Origin of the sequence: Collimonas sp. NPDC087041, assembly GCF_044745265.1 — a bacterium.
In the GTDB taxonomy this organism is placed as follows: Bacteria; Pseudomonadota; Gammaproteobacteria; order Burkholderiales; family Burkholderiaceae_D; genus Collimonas.
This window is the reverse complement of sequence record NZ_JBIUZX010000003.1, coordinates 472,702-488,805: the sequence shown is the minus strand read 5'-3', so window position 1 is coordinate 488,805 and position 16,104 is coordinate 472,702. Positions and strand designations below refer to the sequence as shown.

Genomic DNA, 16,104 nt, shown 5'->3' with positions numbered 1-16,104 from the left:
CCGGGGCGGCCGGTACCTTTCTCACTTCCGGTTACTTGTTTGCGTGATTATCTTGCTGCAAGGTATTTCATGTACCACTTGAAACTATCGAATACTTGCCCGCGTTTCATCAGGAAACGGGAGAACATCCGCATCTCCTTGTAGTTGCGCGGCGCTTCGTCCAGCGGCAGGTCGGCCCAGGGCGACAGCGCGTGGTATTTGGCGAACAGGTCGCGCGATGCGTGCAGGCACCAGTTGTTCCAGGGTTTGACGGCGCCGGCAAAGTGGATGAAGACGACCGGGCCGATATCGCGCATCTGGCGCTTGTCTTTTTCCAGGTCGTGGATCAGGTCGTAGAGGAAATTCCATTTGCGGTCGATGTACTTGACCTGGCCTTCCAGCACCACGTTGAGCGCATCCTGATCCGGAAAGCGGTAATCCTTGCCGTTTTCCAGGATCGCATGGATGGTTTTCTCGGTGATTTCTTTGGCCAGCCAGGTATCGACGTTCATGTACATCACGCCGGAATTGAAATATTTCTGCGACGACAACTGCAAGGCCGCACAACGGCGGCGCGTGGTCTCGTCGGCGTCCGGCACGACGATGGCTGCGTTGTCGCCGAAATCCATCTGCAGCAGCTCCGCCATGCTGCCGACGCACAGGATATCCGCATCCAGATACAGGACCTTGTCGGTCATGCCTTTCAGTGTCGACGGAATCAGCAGTCGCGTGAAAATGGTCGGCGAATAGTAGGAAAACTGCGAGATGTGCGCAAACGGCTGGAACACCGCCGGATCGATGATGTGGATGTGCGTCTTCAGATCGTAAATTTCTTCCAGTTTCTTGAAACGCCGGCGGTTGTCGTCGGACAGCGCAAAGGCGAATACATGGAAGGTGAACGTCACACCCGGGCTGTTATCGATGATCGAGGTGATGGTCGCGCCCATGCTGCGGCAATAGTGGTCGTCGACGCAGAAAGCGATATGGAAAGACGTGTCTTTTGCCGGTGTTGCGGAAACGTGATCTAAAGAGCTGTTCATTTGTCTATCCAGAAACCTTACATGAGAATGATGTCGTATTGCTCTTGCGGGTAGGTCGTTTCCACCTGCAGCGAAATCGGCTTGCAGATGAAGTCGCCCAGCATCGCCAAATGCTGCGATTCTTCTTCCAGGAACATGTCGACCACCACTTGCGAAGCCAGGATGCGGAACTCGCGCGGATTGAACTGCTTGGCTTCGCGCAGCACTTCGCGCAGGATTTCATAGCAGATGGTGCGCGCGGTCTTGACCTGGCCCTTGCCGTTGCAGGCAGGGCAGGGTTCGCACAAGATGTGCGCCAGCGATTCGCGGGTGCGCTTGCGGGTCATTTCCACCAGGCCCAGCGCGGAAAATTCCGATACCGATTTCTTGGTGCGGTCGCGCAGCAGCGCCTTGTGCAGCTCCGCCAGCACCGCTGCTTTGTGCTCGGCATTCTCCATGTCGATGAAATCGAGGATGATGATGCCGCCCAGGTTACGCAAGCGCAGCTGGCGCGCGATCGCATGCGCCGCTTCCAGGTTGGTCTTGAAGATGGTGTCGTCAAAATTGCGGCCGTTGACGAAGCTGCCGGTGTTGACGTCGATCGTGGTCATGGCCTCGGTCTGGTCGACGATCAGATAGCCGCCGGATTTTAGCGGCACGCGGCGGCTCAGGGCTTCCAGTATTTCTTCTTCGACGCCGTACAGATCGAACAGCGGACGTTCGCCGGTGTAGTGCATCAGCCGCGCAGTCACCGACGGCGTGTAGCTGGCGGCGAATTCCTGCAGCTTCTGGAAATTTTCGCGCGAGTCGACCTGGATCGTGGTGGTCTCGTCGTTGACGAAATCGCGCAGCACGCGTTGCGCCAGGCTCAAATCCTGGTGCAGCAATGTCGGCGCCGGTTTGGATTTGGCCAGTTGGGTGATCGACGACCAGGTCTTGCGCAGGTACTCGATATCCATTTGCAGATCGGCATCCGGCGCATCTTCCGCCATGGTACGGATGATGAAGCCACCCTTTTCTTCGGGCGGCAACAGCTTTTGCACCTTGCTCTTCAACAGCTCGCGTTCGGCTTCGTTTTCAATCCGCTGCGAAATGCCGATATGCCGGTCTTGCGGCAGATACACCAGCATGCGGCCGGCGATCGAAATTTGCGTCGACAGTCGCGCGCCCTTGGTGCCGATCGGGTCCTTGACCACTTGCACGGTGAGCGATTGGCCGTCGTACAGCAGCTTCTCAATCGGTGTCTGCTGTGCCGCTTGTCCATCGTGCGGGCGGGTTTCCCAGATATCGGCGACGTGCAGGAAAGCAGCGCGCTCCAGCCCGATATCGATAAACGCCGATTGCATGCCCGGTAATACGCGTACTACCTTGCCCAGGTAAATATTGCCGGCCAGGCCGCGCGACAAGGTGCGTTCGATGTGCAATTCCTGCACGGCGCCCTGGAAGATCAGCGCAACGCGGGTTTCCTGGGGAGTGATGTTGATGAGGATGTCTTCGCTCATAGAATGCGGATGCCTGCCTGTTGTAATAGTTGCGCGGTTTCGAAAAGGGGCAAGCCCATGATGCCGGAATGGCTGCCGCGGATGCTTTCAATGAAAATCGCCGCCGGGCCCTGGATGCCATAGCCGCCTGCCTTGTCGTACGGCTCGGAAGTCTCACAGTATGCGTCGATCATGGCATCGCTCAATTGCTGGAATAAGACATCGGAAATCTGCGTGAGTTGCCAGGATTCCTCGCGATGGATGACTGCGACGCTGGTCAGGACCTGGTGTGTACGTCCCGACAGCAGGCGCAGCATTTCAACCGCTTCGCGTTTGTTGGCTGGTTTACCGAGGATCTTGCCGTCGATGGTAACGGTGGTGTCGGCCGCCAGGATCGGTCGCGCCGGCAGGCTGCGCCAGATCATCATCTGGTGCGCCGAGCGGGCTTTTTCCATCGTCACGCGGGTGACATACGCGAGAGGGGCTTCATCCGGCAATACCTCCTCGCTGACATCGGGGCCGCGCGGCGTCTGGTCGCGTAGCAGCAGCAATTCAAACGCCACATCGATCTGCCGCAGCAACTCGCGCCGGCGCGGACTTTTCGAAGCAAGATAGATTTTCTGGAAAGGATTTTTCATTGCTGGCTTTACGGCAGATATGTCGTCGAATGTTTCCAGCGATTATTACAGAGATACGGGGCTACCGGGGCAGTATTACCTGCTGCCGCGCGTCAAATTAAACGCGATGATAAGGGTGGTTCTGGGTAATCGACCAGGCCCGGTACAACTGCTCTGCCAGCAGCACCCGCACCATGCCGTGCGGTAAAGTCAGGCTGGAGATGCGCAGCAGGCTGTCGGCCTTGGCCTTGAACTCGGGATCGAGGCCATCGGCGCCGCCGATGATGAAGGCAACGTCGCGCCCGTCGCGCTGCCATTGGGTTAGTTGCTGCGACAGCTGGACGCTGGTGAGATCCTTGCCACGCTCGTCGAGGGCGACGATGCGCACGCCTTTCGGCAGGACGGCCTCAATCCGGCTGCGTTCCAGCGCCATGGCGGAAGCGGCCGTGTTGCTGCCGGAGCGTTCTACGGGTTTGATTTCCTTGAGGACGATGCGGCAGTCCGGCGGCATGCGTTTCGCATACTCGCCGAATCCGCTTTCGATCCAGGCCGGCATTTTGTGGCCGACCGCAGCGATGATGAGCTGCATTGCTGAAGCTGTTTCTGCAGCAGCTTATTCAGCTGCCTTGGTTTTTGCCGGTGCGCGTTTGACAGCCGGTTTCTTGGCAGGAGCCTTCTTTGGCGCCGCAGCCTTCTTTGGAGGTACCGAGCTCTTGGCCGGTGCTACCTTGATGGTCTTGCCGACAGCTTTCTTGGCGCCGTCAGTTTTGACAGGCTTCTTGCGCGCTGGTGCCTTCTTCGGGGTGTCGTCTTCCGGCTTCAAGGCTTGCGACGTCGTCAGGTGGCGCGAGATCTTCTTCGGCGCTTCTTCTTCAGCGTCAGTGCGGGTCGAGATGCGCTTGGCGGCGCCGAACTTGACTTCCTTGTCGCCCCAGATTTCTTCCAGGCGATAGTAGGCGCGGATTGCCGGCTGCATGATGTGGACCACCATGTCGCCCATGTCGACCAGTACCCATTCACCGGTGTCTTCACCCTCGATACTGAGGATGTTGCCGCCGTTTTCCTTGACTTTGTCGCGCACCGACGAGGCCAGCGCCTTGGTCTGGCGGTTGGAGGTACCCGAAGCAATCGCGATACGGTCGAACAAACCGGTCAGGTGAGTCGTGTCGTAGACGCGAATGTCTTGGGCTTTGACGTCTTCGAGGGCATCGATGACGAGACTTTGTAGTTTTTTGATATCCATTTAATTCTTATAGAGATGATGTTGTTCAATATAGTCCAGTACTGCCGCCGGGACCAGCGTGTCGGGTCTTTTTGCATTGTGCAGCGCGGCACGAATTTCTGTTGCCGAAATGTCTACAGCCAGATTCCTTGCCAGGTAGGTCAAGCCATGCGCGCTCTGGCGAATCTGTTCCGGGGTAGCGGCGCGGCGTGTAAATTCGCGCGTGACCTCGGCCGGCACTTTCGATTCATCCATGGCAAAACCGGGGCGCGAGGCCACGCCCAGATGGGCATAGTCAAACAGCCGGTCCCAGCCTTGCCAGGTATTCAAGTGCTGCAACTGGTCCGCCCCCATCAGGAACACGATCGAAGCCTGCGGTCCCAGCTCGCTGCGCAATGCCTGCAGCGTGTCTATCGTGTACGTTGCGGTCTGGCGCCGGATTTCCTGCTGGTCGATGACTACTGGCGCGCTTTGCTGGCTGAATGCAAGCCGCACCATCTCGACCCGCTGTTCCGCTGTAGCTTCCAGCCCATGCTTTTGCCAGGGGTTGCCGGCCGGGATGACGCGTAATTCATCCGGGGTCAGCAGGGTTACAAAATATTTCGCCAGTGCAACATGGCCATTGTGCACCGGATCGAAACTGCCGCCGAGAACTGCGATGCATGGCCGGGAAGTAGAATTGGATGTCATTGCGAACTGCCCATCAAATCCACTCACGATGGACCAGGAAATCGGAATAAAGCTTGGCTTCCGGGCTTCCAGCCGCCGGTTGCCAGTCGTAGCGCCACTTGACCACGGGCGGCATCGACATCAGGATGGATTCGGTGCGTCCCCCTGATTGCAGACCGAACAAAGTGCCGCGATCATACACTAAATTGAATTCGACATAGCGTCCGCGGCGATATGCCTGGAAATCCCGCTCGGTTTCACCGTAGGCAATATCCTTGCGGCGCGCCAGGATCGGCGTGTAGGCCGGGATGAAGGCATTGCCCACGCTTTGCATCATGGCAAAGCTTTGTTCAAAGCCCAATTCATTGAAATCGTCGAAGAAAATACCACCGACGCCGCGCGGTTCCTGGCGATGCTTCAGGTAGAAATAATCGTCACACCATTTTTTGAAGCGCGGATAGAGCGCGCCGTTGCCGTGTTCTATCGCTGCGTTGTCGAATGGCGTCAGCGCATCGCGGCAAGTACGATGGAAATGCTCGACATCTTCGGTAGCGCCGTAATACGGCGTCAGGTCGATGCCGCCGCCGAACCACCACACCGGCGCCTGGCCTTCGGCCGAAGCGATGAAAAAGCGCACGTTCATGTGCACGGTCGGTGCAAACGGATTGCGCGGATGCATCACCAGCGACACGCCCATGGCTTCCCATTGGCGGCCGGCGATTTCCGGGCGGTTGGCGGCTGCCGATGGCGGCAGGCTCTTGCCCATCACATGCGAAAAGCCGACGCCGCCGCGTTCCAGCACGTTGCCTTCCTCGATGATGCGCGAGATGCCGCCGCCGCCTTCCGCGCGCTGCCATTGATCGCTGCCGAACGATTTTCCGTCGATCTGTTCGAGGGCGGCGACGATACGTGCCTGCAAGTCGAGCAGGTAAGACTTGACGGCGTTGGCCGGGCTATCGGGAGTGATGTGTGAACTCATCGGGAGAGGGACGGTACTTGCGCTAATAGGAGTAGGGTGGGCAAATTTTTCTGCCCACGCTGGAACATGTTGCATCGGTGTCAGGTCCCGCGTGGGCACGAGTGCCCACCCTACGTGTCATATGCGAGCCAATACTGGCTGCTTGATCAGGCATGCTTCTTCAGTGCCCGCCAACCAATGTCGCGGCGGAATTGCGCGCCGCTGAAATGGATCTGGTCGACCACGTTATAGGCTTGCTTCTGCGCCATCTTGACGCTGTCGCCCAGGCCGACCACGCACAGCACGCGGCCGCCGGAAGTCGTCAGGCGCTCGCCGGTCAGGGTGGTGCCGGCATGGAAAGTCACGCTGTCGACGGTTTCCGCAGGAATCCCGGAAATCAAATCGTCCTTGCGCGGCGCGTCCGGATAACCGGCAGCGGCCATTACCACGCCCAGCGCGGTGCGGCGGTCCCATTCCAGTTCGATGGTGTCGAGCGTGCCGTTGACGGCATGTTCCATCACCACCAGCAGGTCGGTTTTCAGGCGCGCCATGATCGGCTGGGTTTCCGGATCGCCCATGCGGCAATTGAATTCCAGCGTCTTTGGATTGCCGTGGTCGTCAATCATCAAGCCTGCATACAGGAAGCCGCTGAACGGGATGCCGTCCTTGGCCATGCCTTGCACGGTAGGCGTAATGATCTCGCGCATCACGCGGGCGTGCAGCGCAGGAGTGACGATCGGCGCCGGCGAATAGGCGCCCATGCCGCCGGTGTTCGGGCCCTGGTCGTCGTCCTTGAGGCGCTTGTGGTCCTGGCTGGTGGCCAGCGGCAAGATGTTCTTGCCATCTACCATGACGATGAAGCTGGCTTCCTCGCCGGCCAGGAATTCCTCGATCACCACGCGCGCGCCGGCATCGCCGAGGCGATTGTCGGATAGCATCATGTCGACTGCGGCGTGCGCTTCTTCCAGGTTCATGGCCACAACCACGCCCTTGCCGGCAGCCAGGCCGTCGGCCTTGATGACGATCGGTGCGCCTTTCTGGTCGATGTACTGGTGCGCAGGACCGACATCGGAGAAGGTCTGGTACTCGGCGGTTGGAATGTGATGACGCTGCATGAACGACTTGGCGAAATCCTTGGAGCTTTCCAGCTGCGCTGCTTCACGCGTCGGTCCGAAGATTTTCAAGCCGCGGTCGCGGAAAATGTTGACGATACCAGCCGCCAGCGGCACTTCCGGGCCGACCACGGTCAGCGCGACATGCTCACGCTCGACAAAATCCGCCAGCGCGGCCGGATCGGTAATGTTGATGTTTTCCAGCCGTTGATCCAGCGCCGTACCGCCGTTGCCGGGAGCAACGAAGACGGTTTGAATGCGCGGTGATTGGGCGATTTTCCACGCCAGGGCATGCTCGCGGCCGCCAGAGCCCACTACCAGAATTTTCATATGAACCTGTATCAGTCTTCGATTACTGCGTTGCTGTAAATTTCTTGTACGTCGTCCAGATTTTCCAGGGCGTCGAGCAGTTTTTGCATCTTGATTGCGTCGTCGCCTGTAAATACGGTTTCCGTGGCCGGTTTCATGATGATTTCCGCCATTTCAGCCTTGAAGCCGGCTTTTTCCAGGGCTTGCTTCAGCGCGGAGAAATCGTGCGGACCGGACAAGACCTCGATGCCGCCTTCTTCGTCGGTGATCACGTCTTCAGCACCGGCTTCCAGCGCCGCCTCCATCAAGGCGTCTTCATTGGTGCCGGGAGCGAACAGCAGCTGGCCACAATGCTTGAACATGAATGCCACCGAACCTTCAGTGCCCATGTTGCCGCCGAATTTGGAAAACGCATGGCGGACTTCGGCCACGGTGCGGATTCTGTTGTCAGTCATGCAATCGACAATGATGGCGGCGCCGTTGATGCCATAGCCTTCGTAGCGCACTTCTTCATAGTTGACGCCGTCCAGGCTGCCGCTGCCGCGCTGGATCGCGCGCGTGACGTTATCCTTCGGCATATTGGCGTCGGATGCCTTGTCTACCGCCAGCCGCAAGCGCGGGTTGGCGTCGATGTCGCCGCCGCCCATGCGGGCTGCAACCGTGATTTCCTTGATGAGTCGAGTCCAGATCTTGCCGCGCTTGGCGTCGGTGGCGGCCTTCTTGTGCTTAATATTGGCCCATTTGCTGTGTCCAGCCATGATGGTTCTTTCTTGCTCTAGTTAGCTATAATCAAAGCGCAATTTTACCATATCGGACATTCTTGAAATCCCACTTCTGAGCGCTTAAAAACATGTCAAATCCTCTCCAGATAGCCAAAAATGCCCAGCAGGACCTGTTCCTTCTGCCGGCGTTGGTGAATCGCCACGGTTGCATCACCGGCGCCACCGGCACCGGCAAGACAGTGACCTTGCAGGTGATCGCACAAGCTCTGTCGGATAGTGGAGTGCCGGTTTTCATGGCCGACGTCAAGGGGGATTTGTCGGGCATGGCCAAGGCTGGCGCCGCTTCGACCAAGCTCAAGCAGCGCCTGGATTCGCTTGGCATCGCCGAGCCGCAGTGGGCGGCGACGCCGGTGACCTTCTGGGATGTCTATGGCCAACAAGGCCATCCGGTACGGGCCACCATCTCCGATATGGGGCCGCTGCTGCTGGCGCGCATGCTCAACCTGAACGATACGCAACAGGGCGTGCTGCAGCTGGTATTCAAGATTGCCGACGATAACGGCTTGCTGCTGCTGGACCTGAAGGACCTGCGGGCGATGCTGCAACACGTTGGCGACAACGCCGCCAGTTTCCAGACCGAGTACGGCAATATTTCGGCGGCCAGCATCGGCGCCATCCAGCGCGGCTTGATCGGCATCGGTGAACAGGGCGGCGAACAGTTCTTCGGTGAGCCGATGCTGAATATCGACGACCTGATCCAGACCGACGGCAGCGGCAAGGGCATCGTGAACATCCTGGCGGCCGATAAATTGATGAATGCGCCGCGCCTGTATTCGACCTTCCTGCTGTGGATGCTGTCGGAACTGTTCGAACGGCTGCCGGAAGTCGGCGACCTGGACAAGCCGAAACTGGTGTTCTTCTTCGACGAAGCCCACCTGTTGTTCAGCGAAGCGCCAAAGCCGCTGTTGCAAAAGATCGAGCAAGTGGTGCGCCTGATCCGCTCCAAAGGCGTGGGCGTGTTCTTTGTCACGCAAAACCCGCTGGACATCCCCGACACCGTCCTCGGCCAGCTCGGCAATCGCGTGCAACACGCATTGCGCGCCTATACGCCGCGCGACCAGAAGGCAGTACAAGCCGCCGCCGATACCTTCCGCGCCAATCCCGAGCTGAATACCGCGCAGGTCATCAGCGAACTCGGCGTCGGCGAAGCGCTGGTGTCTTTCCTGGATGAGAAGGGCCGCCCCAATATCGTCGAACGCGCCTTTATCCTGCCGCCGGCATCGCAGATCGGCCCGATTACCGAGGATGAACGCAAACAACTGATCGCCGCATCGATTGTCGCCGGCGTCTATGAGGCTGCGATTGATCGTGAATCGGCCTATGAAATACTCAAAGGCCGTGCCGCCGCAGCGCCCGCAGCCAAAGGCGGTGCCGATAGCGGCGCCGATTCTTCAAGCGCCGCCAGCACGAGTTCATGGGGCAGTGTACTGGGCGGCTTACTCGGTGGCGGCGGTTCCGGCCGCAAGGATACGGTAGTCCAGGCTGTCGTCAAATCAGCAGCGCGCACCATTGGTTCGCAGGTTGGACGCGAACTGATCCGCGGCGTGCTGGGATCGCTGCTGAAGAAAAAATGAGCGACGACTTCAATCTGGCAACTAAACGTTTCCAAAAATGCGGGTAGATTCCTTCATCGCGTTTCTCACGGATGAATGATTTCTGCAACTTTTCACATCGTCGGCCGCACAGGTAGTATCCTCGCGCCAAATCGATTGCCACATGATCAGCCGGCAGAAATTCTTATCATTCTGCCGGTTGCCGACGCGATCTTCGCATACCCATTACAATTCCATCATGAGTAATAAATGAGCAGCAAGCACCACCCGACCAGTCGCCAGATTTTTCTTGGCGGCTTGGCAATTGCCGTCACGGGCGCAATTTTGTTTTCCGCCAAGGCGATCGTAGCCAAGCTGATTTATCGCTATCCGGTCGATGCGGTATTGCTGATTACGTTTCGCATGTTGTTTGCGTTGCCGGTATTTGCCGCGCTGGCGCTATGGAAGGCACGTACCGAAGCGCCGCTGTCGAATGCTGACCGGGTGCGGATCGTGGTGCTGGGATTGATCGGCTACTACCTGTCGAGCTTCCTTGATTTCCTTGGCTTGCAATACATTTCGGCCGGGCTGGAGCGCCTGATATTGTTTTTGACGCCGTCGTTTGTGCTGCTGATGTCGTTCTTGTTTTATCGGCGCCGGGTGACCTGGCTGGAGTGGGCAGCATTACTGATTTCGTATCTCGGTACGGTGCTGGTGTTCTTGCATGACGTGCGGCTGGGCGGCTCGAATGTCGGCCTCGGCAGTGCACTGGTGCTGGGGGCGGCGGTGAGTTACGCGCTATACCTGATGTTGTCGGGCGAGCTGGTGAGCCGGGTCGGCGCGATGCGGCTGGTGGCGTATGCGATGTGCGTCTCGTGCGTCGCCTGCATCCTGCAGTTCATGGTGCTGCGGCCGCTGCCGGTACTGTTGCAGCAAGCGCCGCAGGTGTATGGCCTGTCGATCATCAACGCCGTGTTTTGCACGGTGCTGCCGGTGTACATGACCATGGTTGCGGTGGCGCGCATCGGTCCTGCGACATCGGCTCAGGCGGGTATGGTGGGGCCGGTATCGACCCTGTTTTTGGGCGCATTGATTCTGGATGAACCGATCACGGTGATTCAATTGACCGGAACCGGTTTGGTGTTGGTGGGGATTTACTTGATTTCAAAAAAGAAGCAATAAAAACTCGAAAACCTGTACAAGGTTTCGCGGCAATCTGTCTTAATCATTAGGAGCGGGAGTAATCATGGCAAAAGCAATCAGGATGTCCAAAACCGGCGGTCCCGAGGTAATGGAGTATGTCGATGTAGAAGTGGGTGATCCGGGTCCGGGTGAAGTGCGGATCAGGCATGTCGCCTGCGGCTTGAATTTTATCGACGTCTACTTTCGCAGCGGTTTGTATCCGCAGCCGCTGCCGGCCGGCCTTGGGCAGGAAGCCGCCGGGGTGATCGATGCGGTCGGTCCTGACGTGCGCCACGTGCAAGTCGGCGATCGCGTGTCCTATGCCACCCGCCCTAACGGCGCCTATTCCGAGTTGCGCGTCATGCCTGCTGCTTTCCTGGTCAAGCTGCCTGACTCCATCAGTTTTGAAACAGCTGCTGCGATGACCCTGCAAGGTTTGACAGTGCAGTATCTGTTCCGCCGCACCTTCCCGTTGCGCGGCGGCGAGACCATTCTGTTTCATGCTGCGGCAGGCGGCGTTGGCCTGATTGCCAGCCAGTGGGCCAAGGCGCTGGGCGTGACGATGATCGGCACCGTCAGTTCGGATGAAAAAGCGGCGCTGGCGACTGCCGCCGGCTGTGCCCACGTGATTAATTACAAAACCGAGAATTTTGTCGAGCGCGTACGCGAAATCACCGGCGGCAAGGGCGTGCCGGTTGTGTATGACTCGATCGGCAAGGATACCTTCATCGGTTCGCTGGACAGCCTGGCGCCGCTCGGCACCATGGTCAGTTTCGGCAATGCTTCGGGCGCAGTGCCGCCGTTCAGCCTGAACGAACTGGCTTCGCGCGGCTCGCTGAGCATCACGCGGCCGTCGCTGCCGAGCTATATTGCTACCCGTGCAGACCTCGACGCCGCCGCAGCGGATCTGTTCCATATGGTCGACAGCAAGCAGATCAAGATCGACATCAACCAGCGTTATGCATTGAAGGATGTGGCGCAGGCGCATGCCGATCTGGAAGCCCGTAAAACCACCGGCTCCACAATCCTGATCCCTTGAGGCATCGATGAGCGACCCGTTGAACGACCGCCCAGACGCCCATCTGGAAAACCCGATGAATCACCCGGAAGAGCAGCCGACCGGCAGCGACGGCTCGCCCAAGTTCGGGCGTTTGCTGATCGTGCTGGTGCTGGTGGTGATCCTGATCGGGTTCATTACCTTTGCCAGCGAGTGGCTGTATAGCTGAAGCTGATAGCCAACTTAAGAAGGGCGCAAAGGAGCGTCCGATAAGCGCTCGATAAGCGTCCAATAAAAACGGCCCGCGCCCTCACTTCGGTGAGGCCGCGGGCCGTTTGGGTAGTTGGGCTGCAGTTACAGCTTGTCGTCGACCTTCAGCTCAACCGTGTGCGGTACGCCGCTCTTCCCCGGGAACTCGGTGAATGCACTGCGCACCAGGTACGGCATTACGGCCGGCAGCGAATTGATCTTGCCTTCGCTGGTGACGGTGACGTCATACAGTTTCTTGCCGTTGATGGCGCTGGTGATCGTGATGTTCAGGCGGCGCTGGAACAACTGGTAGTTGAATGTGCGCTGGCCGACCACCTGCGGGCCATACCAGAACGGATCGTAGAACGGGCTATAGAAGCCGGGACGTCCCCAGCCGTAAGGACCATAGGGGCCCCACATCGGATCGGCGACCACCGGCTCCGACGCAAAGACCTCGCGTGAGGCAATATCGTACTTGAGCGCGACTTTCAATTGGGGCGTAGCACCGCCGGCCGGCTGCGCGAATCCCAGGCGTTGCAGCTCGGCGCCCACCAGGCTTTCATAATTCTTGTATTCCAGGTCATTTTCCTGTGCCGCCGTGCGTTCGAAAACGTACGACTTGTTCGGCAGATCGGCCGGCCACTCGTTGAAGGCGGTAACGTCGCTGCGGATAACGGTGGCGCAACCGCCCAGCAACAACATGAGTGCAGCGAAACAGAGACTTATAATGCGTTTCATTGTGATTCCTCTTCGTGGGGGGATGTGCAGAGCAATTCCGCGGTTTGCCTGGTCGGCATTGGCAGCTTCTGGCACATGTTTGGGGCATCGATTCTGTCTGGCGGTCGAGGTCAATCGACATTGCGGCTGGACAAGAAGTATTTTAGCCAAGTCTCCGTGGTGTTGCTTTGTGGCTTTGTCACTTTCTGTAACCGGAAGTGAGGAGAATGGCCTATAGGGCGAAAGATAGTAATTTTATGATAATTTTCGATGCTTGTGCTGATTCATCCTGCGAGGCTTTCATTTGACGCCGGATCGTGGCCGAATCCGGCGATCGCCGCATTTCCATCTCAAATTGCATGAAGCTTCCGCCTTTGATTGGTAGAATCACTGTCTGCCCGAATTTTTAAGACTGACCAGCCACATTTGAGCGAGTCGCCGAGTGATCACTTGGCGAGCAAGCCCAGTTGCCGACTGTAGTTACCAACCATAGTTATCAACCTTAACCGTCACCCTAACGACCATCCCTATGCGCACCGATACCTCTGTCACGCCAACTACCATACATCGTAAGGACTACACCGTTCCCGCCTTCCTGGTCGACACCGTCGACATGGGCTTCGATCTTGATCCCGCAGCGACCCACATTGCCACCCGCATCACCATGCGCCGCAATCCGGCCAGCGCGAGCAAGGAGATCGTGTTGTTCGGCGAGGAACTGGAACTGCTGCAACTGCGCCTCAACGGCAAGCAACTGAAGCCCAGCCAATACAAGCTGGAAGGCGGCAAACTGCGCATTCCTTCGGCGCCGGCCAAGGTCGTGCTGGAGATCGAAACGCTGACCAAGCCGGAGAACAATACTTCGCTGATGGGTTTGTATGTATCCAACGGCAATTTCTTTACCCAGTGCGAAGCCGAAGGCTTCCGCAAGATCACGTATTTCCCGGACCGTCCTGATGTGATGGCCAAATACACCGTGATGCTGCGCGCCGACAAGAAGAAATATCCGGTGCTGCTGTCGAACGGTAATCTGATTGAAGAGGGCGACCTGCCGAACGGCCGTCATTACGCCAAATGGGAAGACCCGTTCAAGAAGCCGTCTTACCTGTTTGCGCTGGTGGCCGGCCAACTGGTCTGCCAGGAAGAAAAGTACACATTGCAATCCGGCCGTGAAGTGCTGTTGCAGGTGTGGGTCGAAGAGGGCAACCTGGACAAGACCCAGCATGCGATGGATTCGCTGAAGAACAGCATTCGCTGGGACGAAGAACGTTTCGGCCTGGAACTCGACCTGGATCGCTTCATGATCGTCGCGGTCGGCGATTTCAACATGGGCGCGATGGAAAACAAGGGCTTGAACATTTTCAATACCAAATACGTATTGGCCAATTCGCGCATCGCCACCGATGTCGATTACGCCAATATCGAGGCAGTGGTCGGCCACGAATATTTCCACAACTGGACCGGTAACCGCGTCACTTGCCGCGATTGGTTCCAGCTGTCGCTGAAGGAAGGCCTGACCGTGTTCCGCGACCAGGAATTCTCGGCCGATATGGTCGGCACCGATAGCGGCCGTGCGGTCAAGCGCATCGACGATGTGCGCGTATTGCGCCAGGCCCAGTTCCCGGAAGATGCCGGCCCGATGGCGCACTCGGTGCGTCCTGACTCGTATGTCGAGATCAACAATTTCTACACTGTCACGATTTATGAAAAGGGCGCTGAAGTAGTGCGCATGTACCAGACCCTGTTCGGCCGCGACGGTTTCCGCAAGGGCATGGATCTGTACTTCGAACGCCACGACGGCCAAGCGGTCGAGTGCGACGATTTCCGCGCTGCGATGGTCGACGCCAACGGCCGTGACCTGAGCCAGTTCGAACGCTGGTACAGCCAGGCCGGCACCCCACGGGTGCAGGTGCAAGCCAAGTACGACGCTGCCAAGAAGACTTATGAACTGACCTTGTCGCAAACCTGCGCGCCGACGCCGGGACAAGCCAAGAAGCTGCCGTTCCATATCCCGGTTGCGGTCGGCCTGCTCGACAGCACAGGCAAGGACATGCCGCTGCGCTTGAGCACTGACGCCAAGGGTAAAGCCGCCGGCGACACTACCCGCGTGCTCGAATTGACCAAGGCGCAACAGACTTTCCGTTTTGTCGATGTAGCCGAACAACCGGTGCCGTCGATCCTGCGTAATTTTTCGGCGCCGGTGGTGTTGGACGTTGAGTACACGGATGCAGAGCTGGCTTTCCTGCTGGCGCACGACAGCGATCCGTTCAATCGCTGGGAAGCCGGCCAGCGCCTGGCGACGCGCAGCTTGCTGTCGCTGACTGCAGCAGTGCAGGATGCATCGCAGGCTGGTCACGTAGTGGCGCTGGAAGAAGTCTTGAACAATGCGGCTTCGAACAGCGATGCCTTGGGCAAGGCCTTCGGTTTGATCCTCAACGATACGACGCTCGACGCCGCGTTCCGTGAGCAAGCCCTGACATTGCCGTCGGAAGCGCTGCTGGCCGAACAAACCGAAGTGATCGATCCGCAAGCCATCCATCGTTCGCGTCAATACCTGCGCGGCAAATTGGGACAAGCGTTGAAGGACGATCTGCTGGCGGCGTATCACGCCAACCAGACACCAGGCGCGTATAGCCCGGACGCTGATGCATCCGGCAAGCGCGCGTTGAAAAATGTCGCGCTGGCATACCTGATCCAGGCCGACGATGCGGCCGCACATGAATTGGCGCAGCAGCAATATGACAATGCCAACAACATGACCGACCGCCTGGCGGCGCTGGTGGCGTTGACCAATAGCAGCGCGCCCGGCAAGGCTGCTGCATTGGAAAAGTTCTACAAGGACTTCGAACAGGAAGCGCTGGTGATCGACAAGTGGTTCGCTCTGCAAGCGACCGCGTATACTGCCGATATCGCCGCCATTCGCGCCTTGCTGGAGCATCCGGCCTTCACGCTGAAAAACCCGAACCGCGCACGCAGCCTGATCTTCAGTTTCTGCAGCGGCAATCCGGCCAATTTCCATGCGGCCGACGGCAGCGGTTATGAATTCTGGGCAGACCAGGTGATCGCGCTGAATGGCGTCAACCCGCAAGTCGCGGCGCGCCTGGCGCGCAGCCTTGATCGCTGGCGCAAATACGCGCCGGCGCTGCAGGAAAAAATGCGCAGCGCCCTGCAACGGGTGGCGGCAGCACCAAACTTGTCTAAAGATGTACTGGAAGTGATTGGCAAAGCACTCGCCAATTGATTTTGGCCGCTTCGCCGCCATCGTGGCACGCCATGCCG

General features: G+C 58.4%; 15 protein-coding genes. 5 read left to right on the top strand and 10 right to left on the bottom strand.

What is annotated here, in order from left to right; genetic code table 11:
- Positions 1–47: 47 nt before the first annotated feature.
- The 9 genes from ACIPF8_RS08175 to ACIPF8_RS08135 all read right to left on the bottom strand — a co-directional run bounded on the left by ACIPF8_RS08175 (position 48) and on the right by ACIPF8_RS08135 (position 8,124).
- Positions 48–1,019: a glycosyltransferase family 8 protein gene (locus ACIPF8_RS08175; RefSeq protein WP_400419371.1), complete on the bottom strand. Its 972-nt coding sequence runs from the start codon at positions 1,017–1,019 to the stop codon at positions 48–50.
- A gap of 17 nt (positions 1,020–1,036) precedes the next feature.
- On the bottom strand, positions 1,037–2,500 hold the full coding sequence (rng, locus tag ACIPF8_RS08170; RefSeq protein WP_400419368.1) for a ribonuclease G: 1,464 nt from the start codon (positions 2,498–2,500) through the stop codon (positions 1,037–1,039).
- A complete protein-coding gene (locus ACIPF8_RS08165; protein ID WP_400419366.1) occupies positions 2,497–3,117 on the bottom strand; it encodes a Maf family protein in 621 nt (206 codons plus the stop codon). Before ACIPF8_RS08165 ends, rng begins: the two co-directional genes overlap by 4 nt.
- 97 nt (positions 3,118–3,214) lie before the next feature.
- Positions 3,215–3,685, bottom strand: a complete 471-nt coding sequence (rlmH, locus tag ACIPF8_RS08160) for a 23S rRNA (pseudouridine(1915)-N(3))-methyltransferase RlmH (protein ID WP_400419363.1) — start codon at positions 3,683–3,685, stop codon at positions 3,215–3,217.
- Between the two features lie 24 nt (positions 3,686–3,709).
- Complete coding sequence (rsfS, locus tag ACIPF8_RS08155; protein ID WP_400419361.1) at positions 3,710–4,339, bottom strand: ribosome silencing factor; 630 nt, start codon at positions 4,337–4,339, stop codon at positions 3,710–3,712.
- Positions 4,340–5,008: a nicotinate-nucleotide adenylyltransferase gene (locus ACIPF8_RS08150; RefSeq protein ID WP_400419358.1), complete on the bottom strand. Its 669-nt coding sequence runs from the start codon at positions 5,006–5,008 to the stop codon at positions 4,340–4,342. It abuts the gene before it with no gap.
- A gap of 13 nt (positions 5,009–5,021) precedes the next feature.
- Entirely contained in the window at positions 5,022–5,966 is a 945-nt protein-coding gene (gene hemF / locus ACIPF8_RS08145) for an oxygen-dependent coproporphyrinogen oxidase (RefSeq protein WP_400419355.1), read from the bottom strand.
- Positions 5,967–6,112: 146 nt separating this feature from the next.
- Positions 6,113–7,387: a phosphoribosylamine--glycine ligase gene (gene purD / locus ACIPF8_RS08140; RefSeq protein ID WP_400419352.1), complete on the bottom strand. Its 1,275-nt coding sequence runs from the start codon at positions 7,385–7,387 to the stop codon at positions 6,113–6,115.
- An 11-nt stretch (positions 7,388–7,398) separates the two neighbouring features.
- Positions 7,399–8,124, bottom strand: a complete 726-nt coding sequence (locus ACIPF8_RS08135; protein ID WP_400419350.1) for a YebC/PmpR family DNA-binding transcriptional regulator — start codon at positions 8,122–8,124, stop codon at positions 7,399–7,401.
- A gap of 92 nt (positions 8,125–8,216) precedes the next feature.
- On the opposite strand from ACIPF8_RS08135, the gene ACIPF8_RS08130 reads away from it, so the two are divergent.
- The 4 genes from ACIPF8_RS08130 to ACIPF8_RS08115 all read left to right on the top strand — a co-directional run bounded on the left by ACIPF8_RS08130 (position 8,217) and on the right by ACIPF8_RS08115 (position 12,088).
- Positions 8,217–9,722: a helicase HerA-like domain-containing protein gene (locus tag ACIPF8_RS08130; protein WP_400419347.1), complete on the top strand. Its 1,506-nt coding sequence runs from the start codon at positions 8,217–8,219 to the stop codon at positions 9,720–9,722.
- Positions 9,723–9,950: 228 nt separating this feature from the next.
- Complete coding sequence (locus ACIPF8_RS08125; protein ID WP_400419344.1) at positions 9,951–10,862, top strand: DMT family transporter; 912 nt, start codon at positions 9,951–9,953, stop codon at positions 10,860–10,862.
- A gap of 64 nt (positions 10,863–10,926) precedes the next feature.
- On the top strand, positions 10,927–11,901 hold the full coding sequence (locus ACIPF8_RS08120) for a quinone oxidoreductase family protein (RefSeq protein WP_400419341.1): 975 nt from the start codon (positions 10,927–10,929) through the stop codon (positions 11,899–11,901).
- 7 nt (positions 11,902–11,908) lie between these two features.
- A complete protein-coding gene (locus tag ACIPF8_RS08115; RefSeq protein WP_400419339.1) occupies positions 11,909–12,088 on the top strand; it encodes a hypothetical protein in 180 nt (59 codons plus the stop codon).
- A 125-nt stretch (positions 12,089–12,213) separates the two neighbouring features.
- Here ACIPF8_RS08115 and ACIPF8_RS08110 read toward each other — a convergent pair whose 3' ends face one another.
- Positions 12,214–12,846: a DUF4136 domain-containing protein gene (locus tag ACIPF8_RS08110; protein WP_400419336.1), complete on the bottom strand. Its 633-nt coding sequence runs from the start codon at positions 12,844–12,846 to the stop codon at positions 12,214–12,216.
- A 508-nt stretch (positions 12,847–13,354) separates the two neighbouring features.
- Here ACIPF8_RS08110 and pepN point away from each other — a divergent pair.
- On the top strand, positions 13,355–16,066 hold the full coding sequence (pepN, locus tag ACIPF8_RS08105) for an aminopeptidase N (RefSeq protein ID WP_400419333.1): 2,712 nt from the start codon (positions 13,355–13,357) through the stop codon (positions 16,064–16,066).
- Positions 16,067–16,104: the final 38 nt, after the last annotated feature.

Bases quoted from the DNA above. Each gene is read 5' to 3' on its own strand.
- ACIPF8_RS08175 (WP_400419371.1), bottom strand. From the start codon at position 1,019: ATGAACAGCTCTTTAGATCACGTTTCCGCAACACCGGCAAAAGACACG.
- rng (WP_400419368.1), bottom strand. From the start codon at position 2,500: ATGAGCGAAGACATCCTCATCAACATCACTCCCCAGGAAACCCGCGTT.
- ACIPF8_RS08165 (WP_400419366.1), bottom strand. From the start codon at position 3,117: ATGAAAAATCCTTTCCAGAAAATCTATCTTGCTTCGAAAAGTCCGCGC.
- rlmH (WP_400419363.1), bottom strand. From the start codon at position 3,685: ATGCAGCTCATCATCGCTGCGGTCGGCCACAAAATGCCGGCCTGGATC.
- rsfS (WP_400419361.1), bottom strand. From the start codon at position 4,339: ATGGATATCAAAAAACTACAAAGTCTCGTCATCGATGCCCTCGAAGAC.
- ACIPF8_RS08150 (WP_400419358.1), bottom strand. From the start codon at position 5,008: ATGACATCCAATTCTACTTCCCGGCCATGCATCGCAGTTCTCGGCGGC.
- hemF (WP_400419355.1), bottom strand. From the start codon at position 5,966: ATGAGTTCACACATCACTCCCGATAGCCCGGCCAACGCCGTCAAGTCT.
- purD (WP_400419352.1), bottom strand. From the start codon at position 7,387: ATGAAAATTCTGGTAGTGGGCTCTGGCGGCCGCGAGCATGCCCTGGCG.
- ACIPF8_RS08135 (WP_400419350.1), bottom strand. From the start codon at position 8,124: ATGGCTGGACACAGCAAATGGGCCAATATTAAGCACAAGAAGGCCGCC.
- ACIPF8_RS08130 (WP_400419347.1), top strand. From the start codon at position 8,217: ATGTCAAATCCTCTCCAGATAGCCAAAAATGCCCAGCAGGACCTGTTC.
- ACIPF8_RS08125 (WP_400419344.1), top strand. From the start codon at position 9,951: ATGAGCAGCAAGCACCACCCGACCAGTCGCCAGATTTTTCTTGGCGGC.
- ACIPF8_RS08120 (WP_400419341.1), top strand. From the start codon at position 10,927: ATGGCAAAAGCAATCAGGATGTCCAAAACCGGCGGTCCCGAGGTAATG.
- ACIPF8_RS08115 (WP_400419339.1), top strand. From the start codon at position 11,909: ATGAGCGACCCGTTGAACGACCGCCCAGACGCCCATCTGGAAAACCCG.
- ACIPF8_RS08110 (WP_400419336.1), bottom strand. From the start codon at position 12,846: ATGAAACGCATTATAAGTCTCTGTTTCGCTGCACTCATGTTGTTGCTG.
- pepN (WP_400419333.1), top strand. From the start codon at position 13,355: ATGCGCACCGATACCTCTGTCACGCCAACTACCATACATCGTAAGGAC.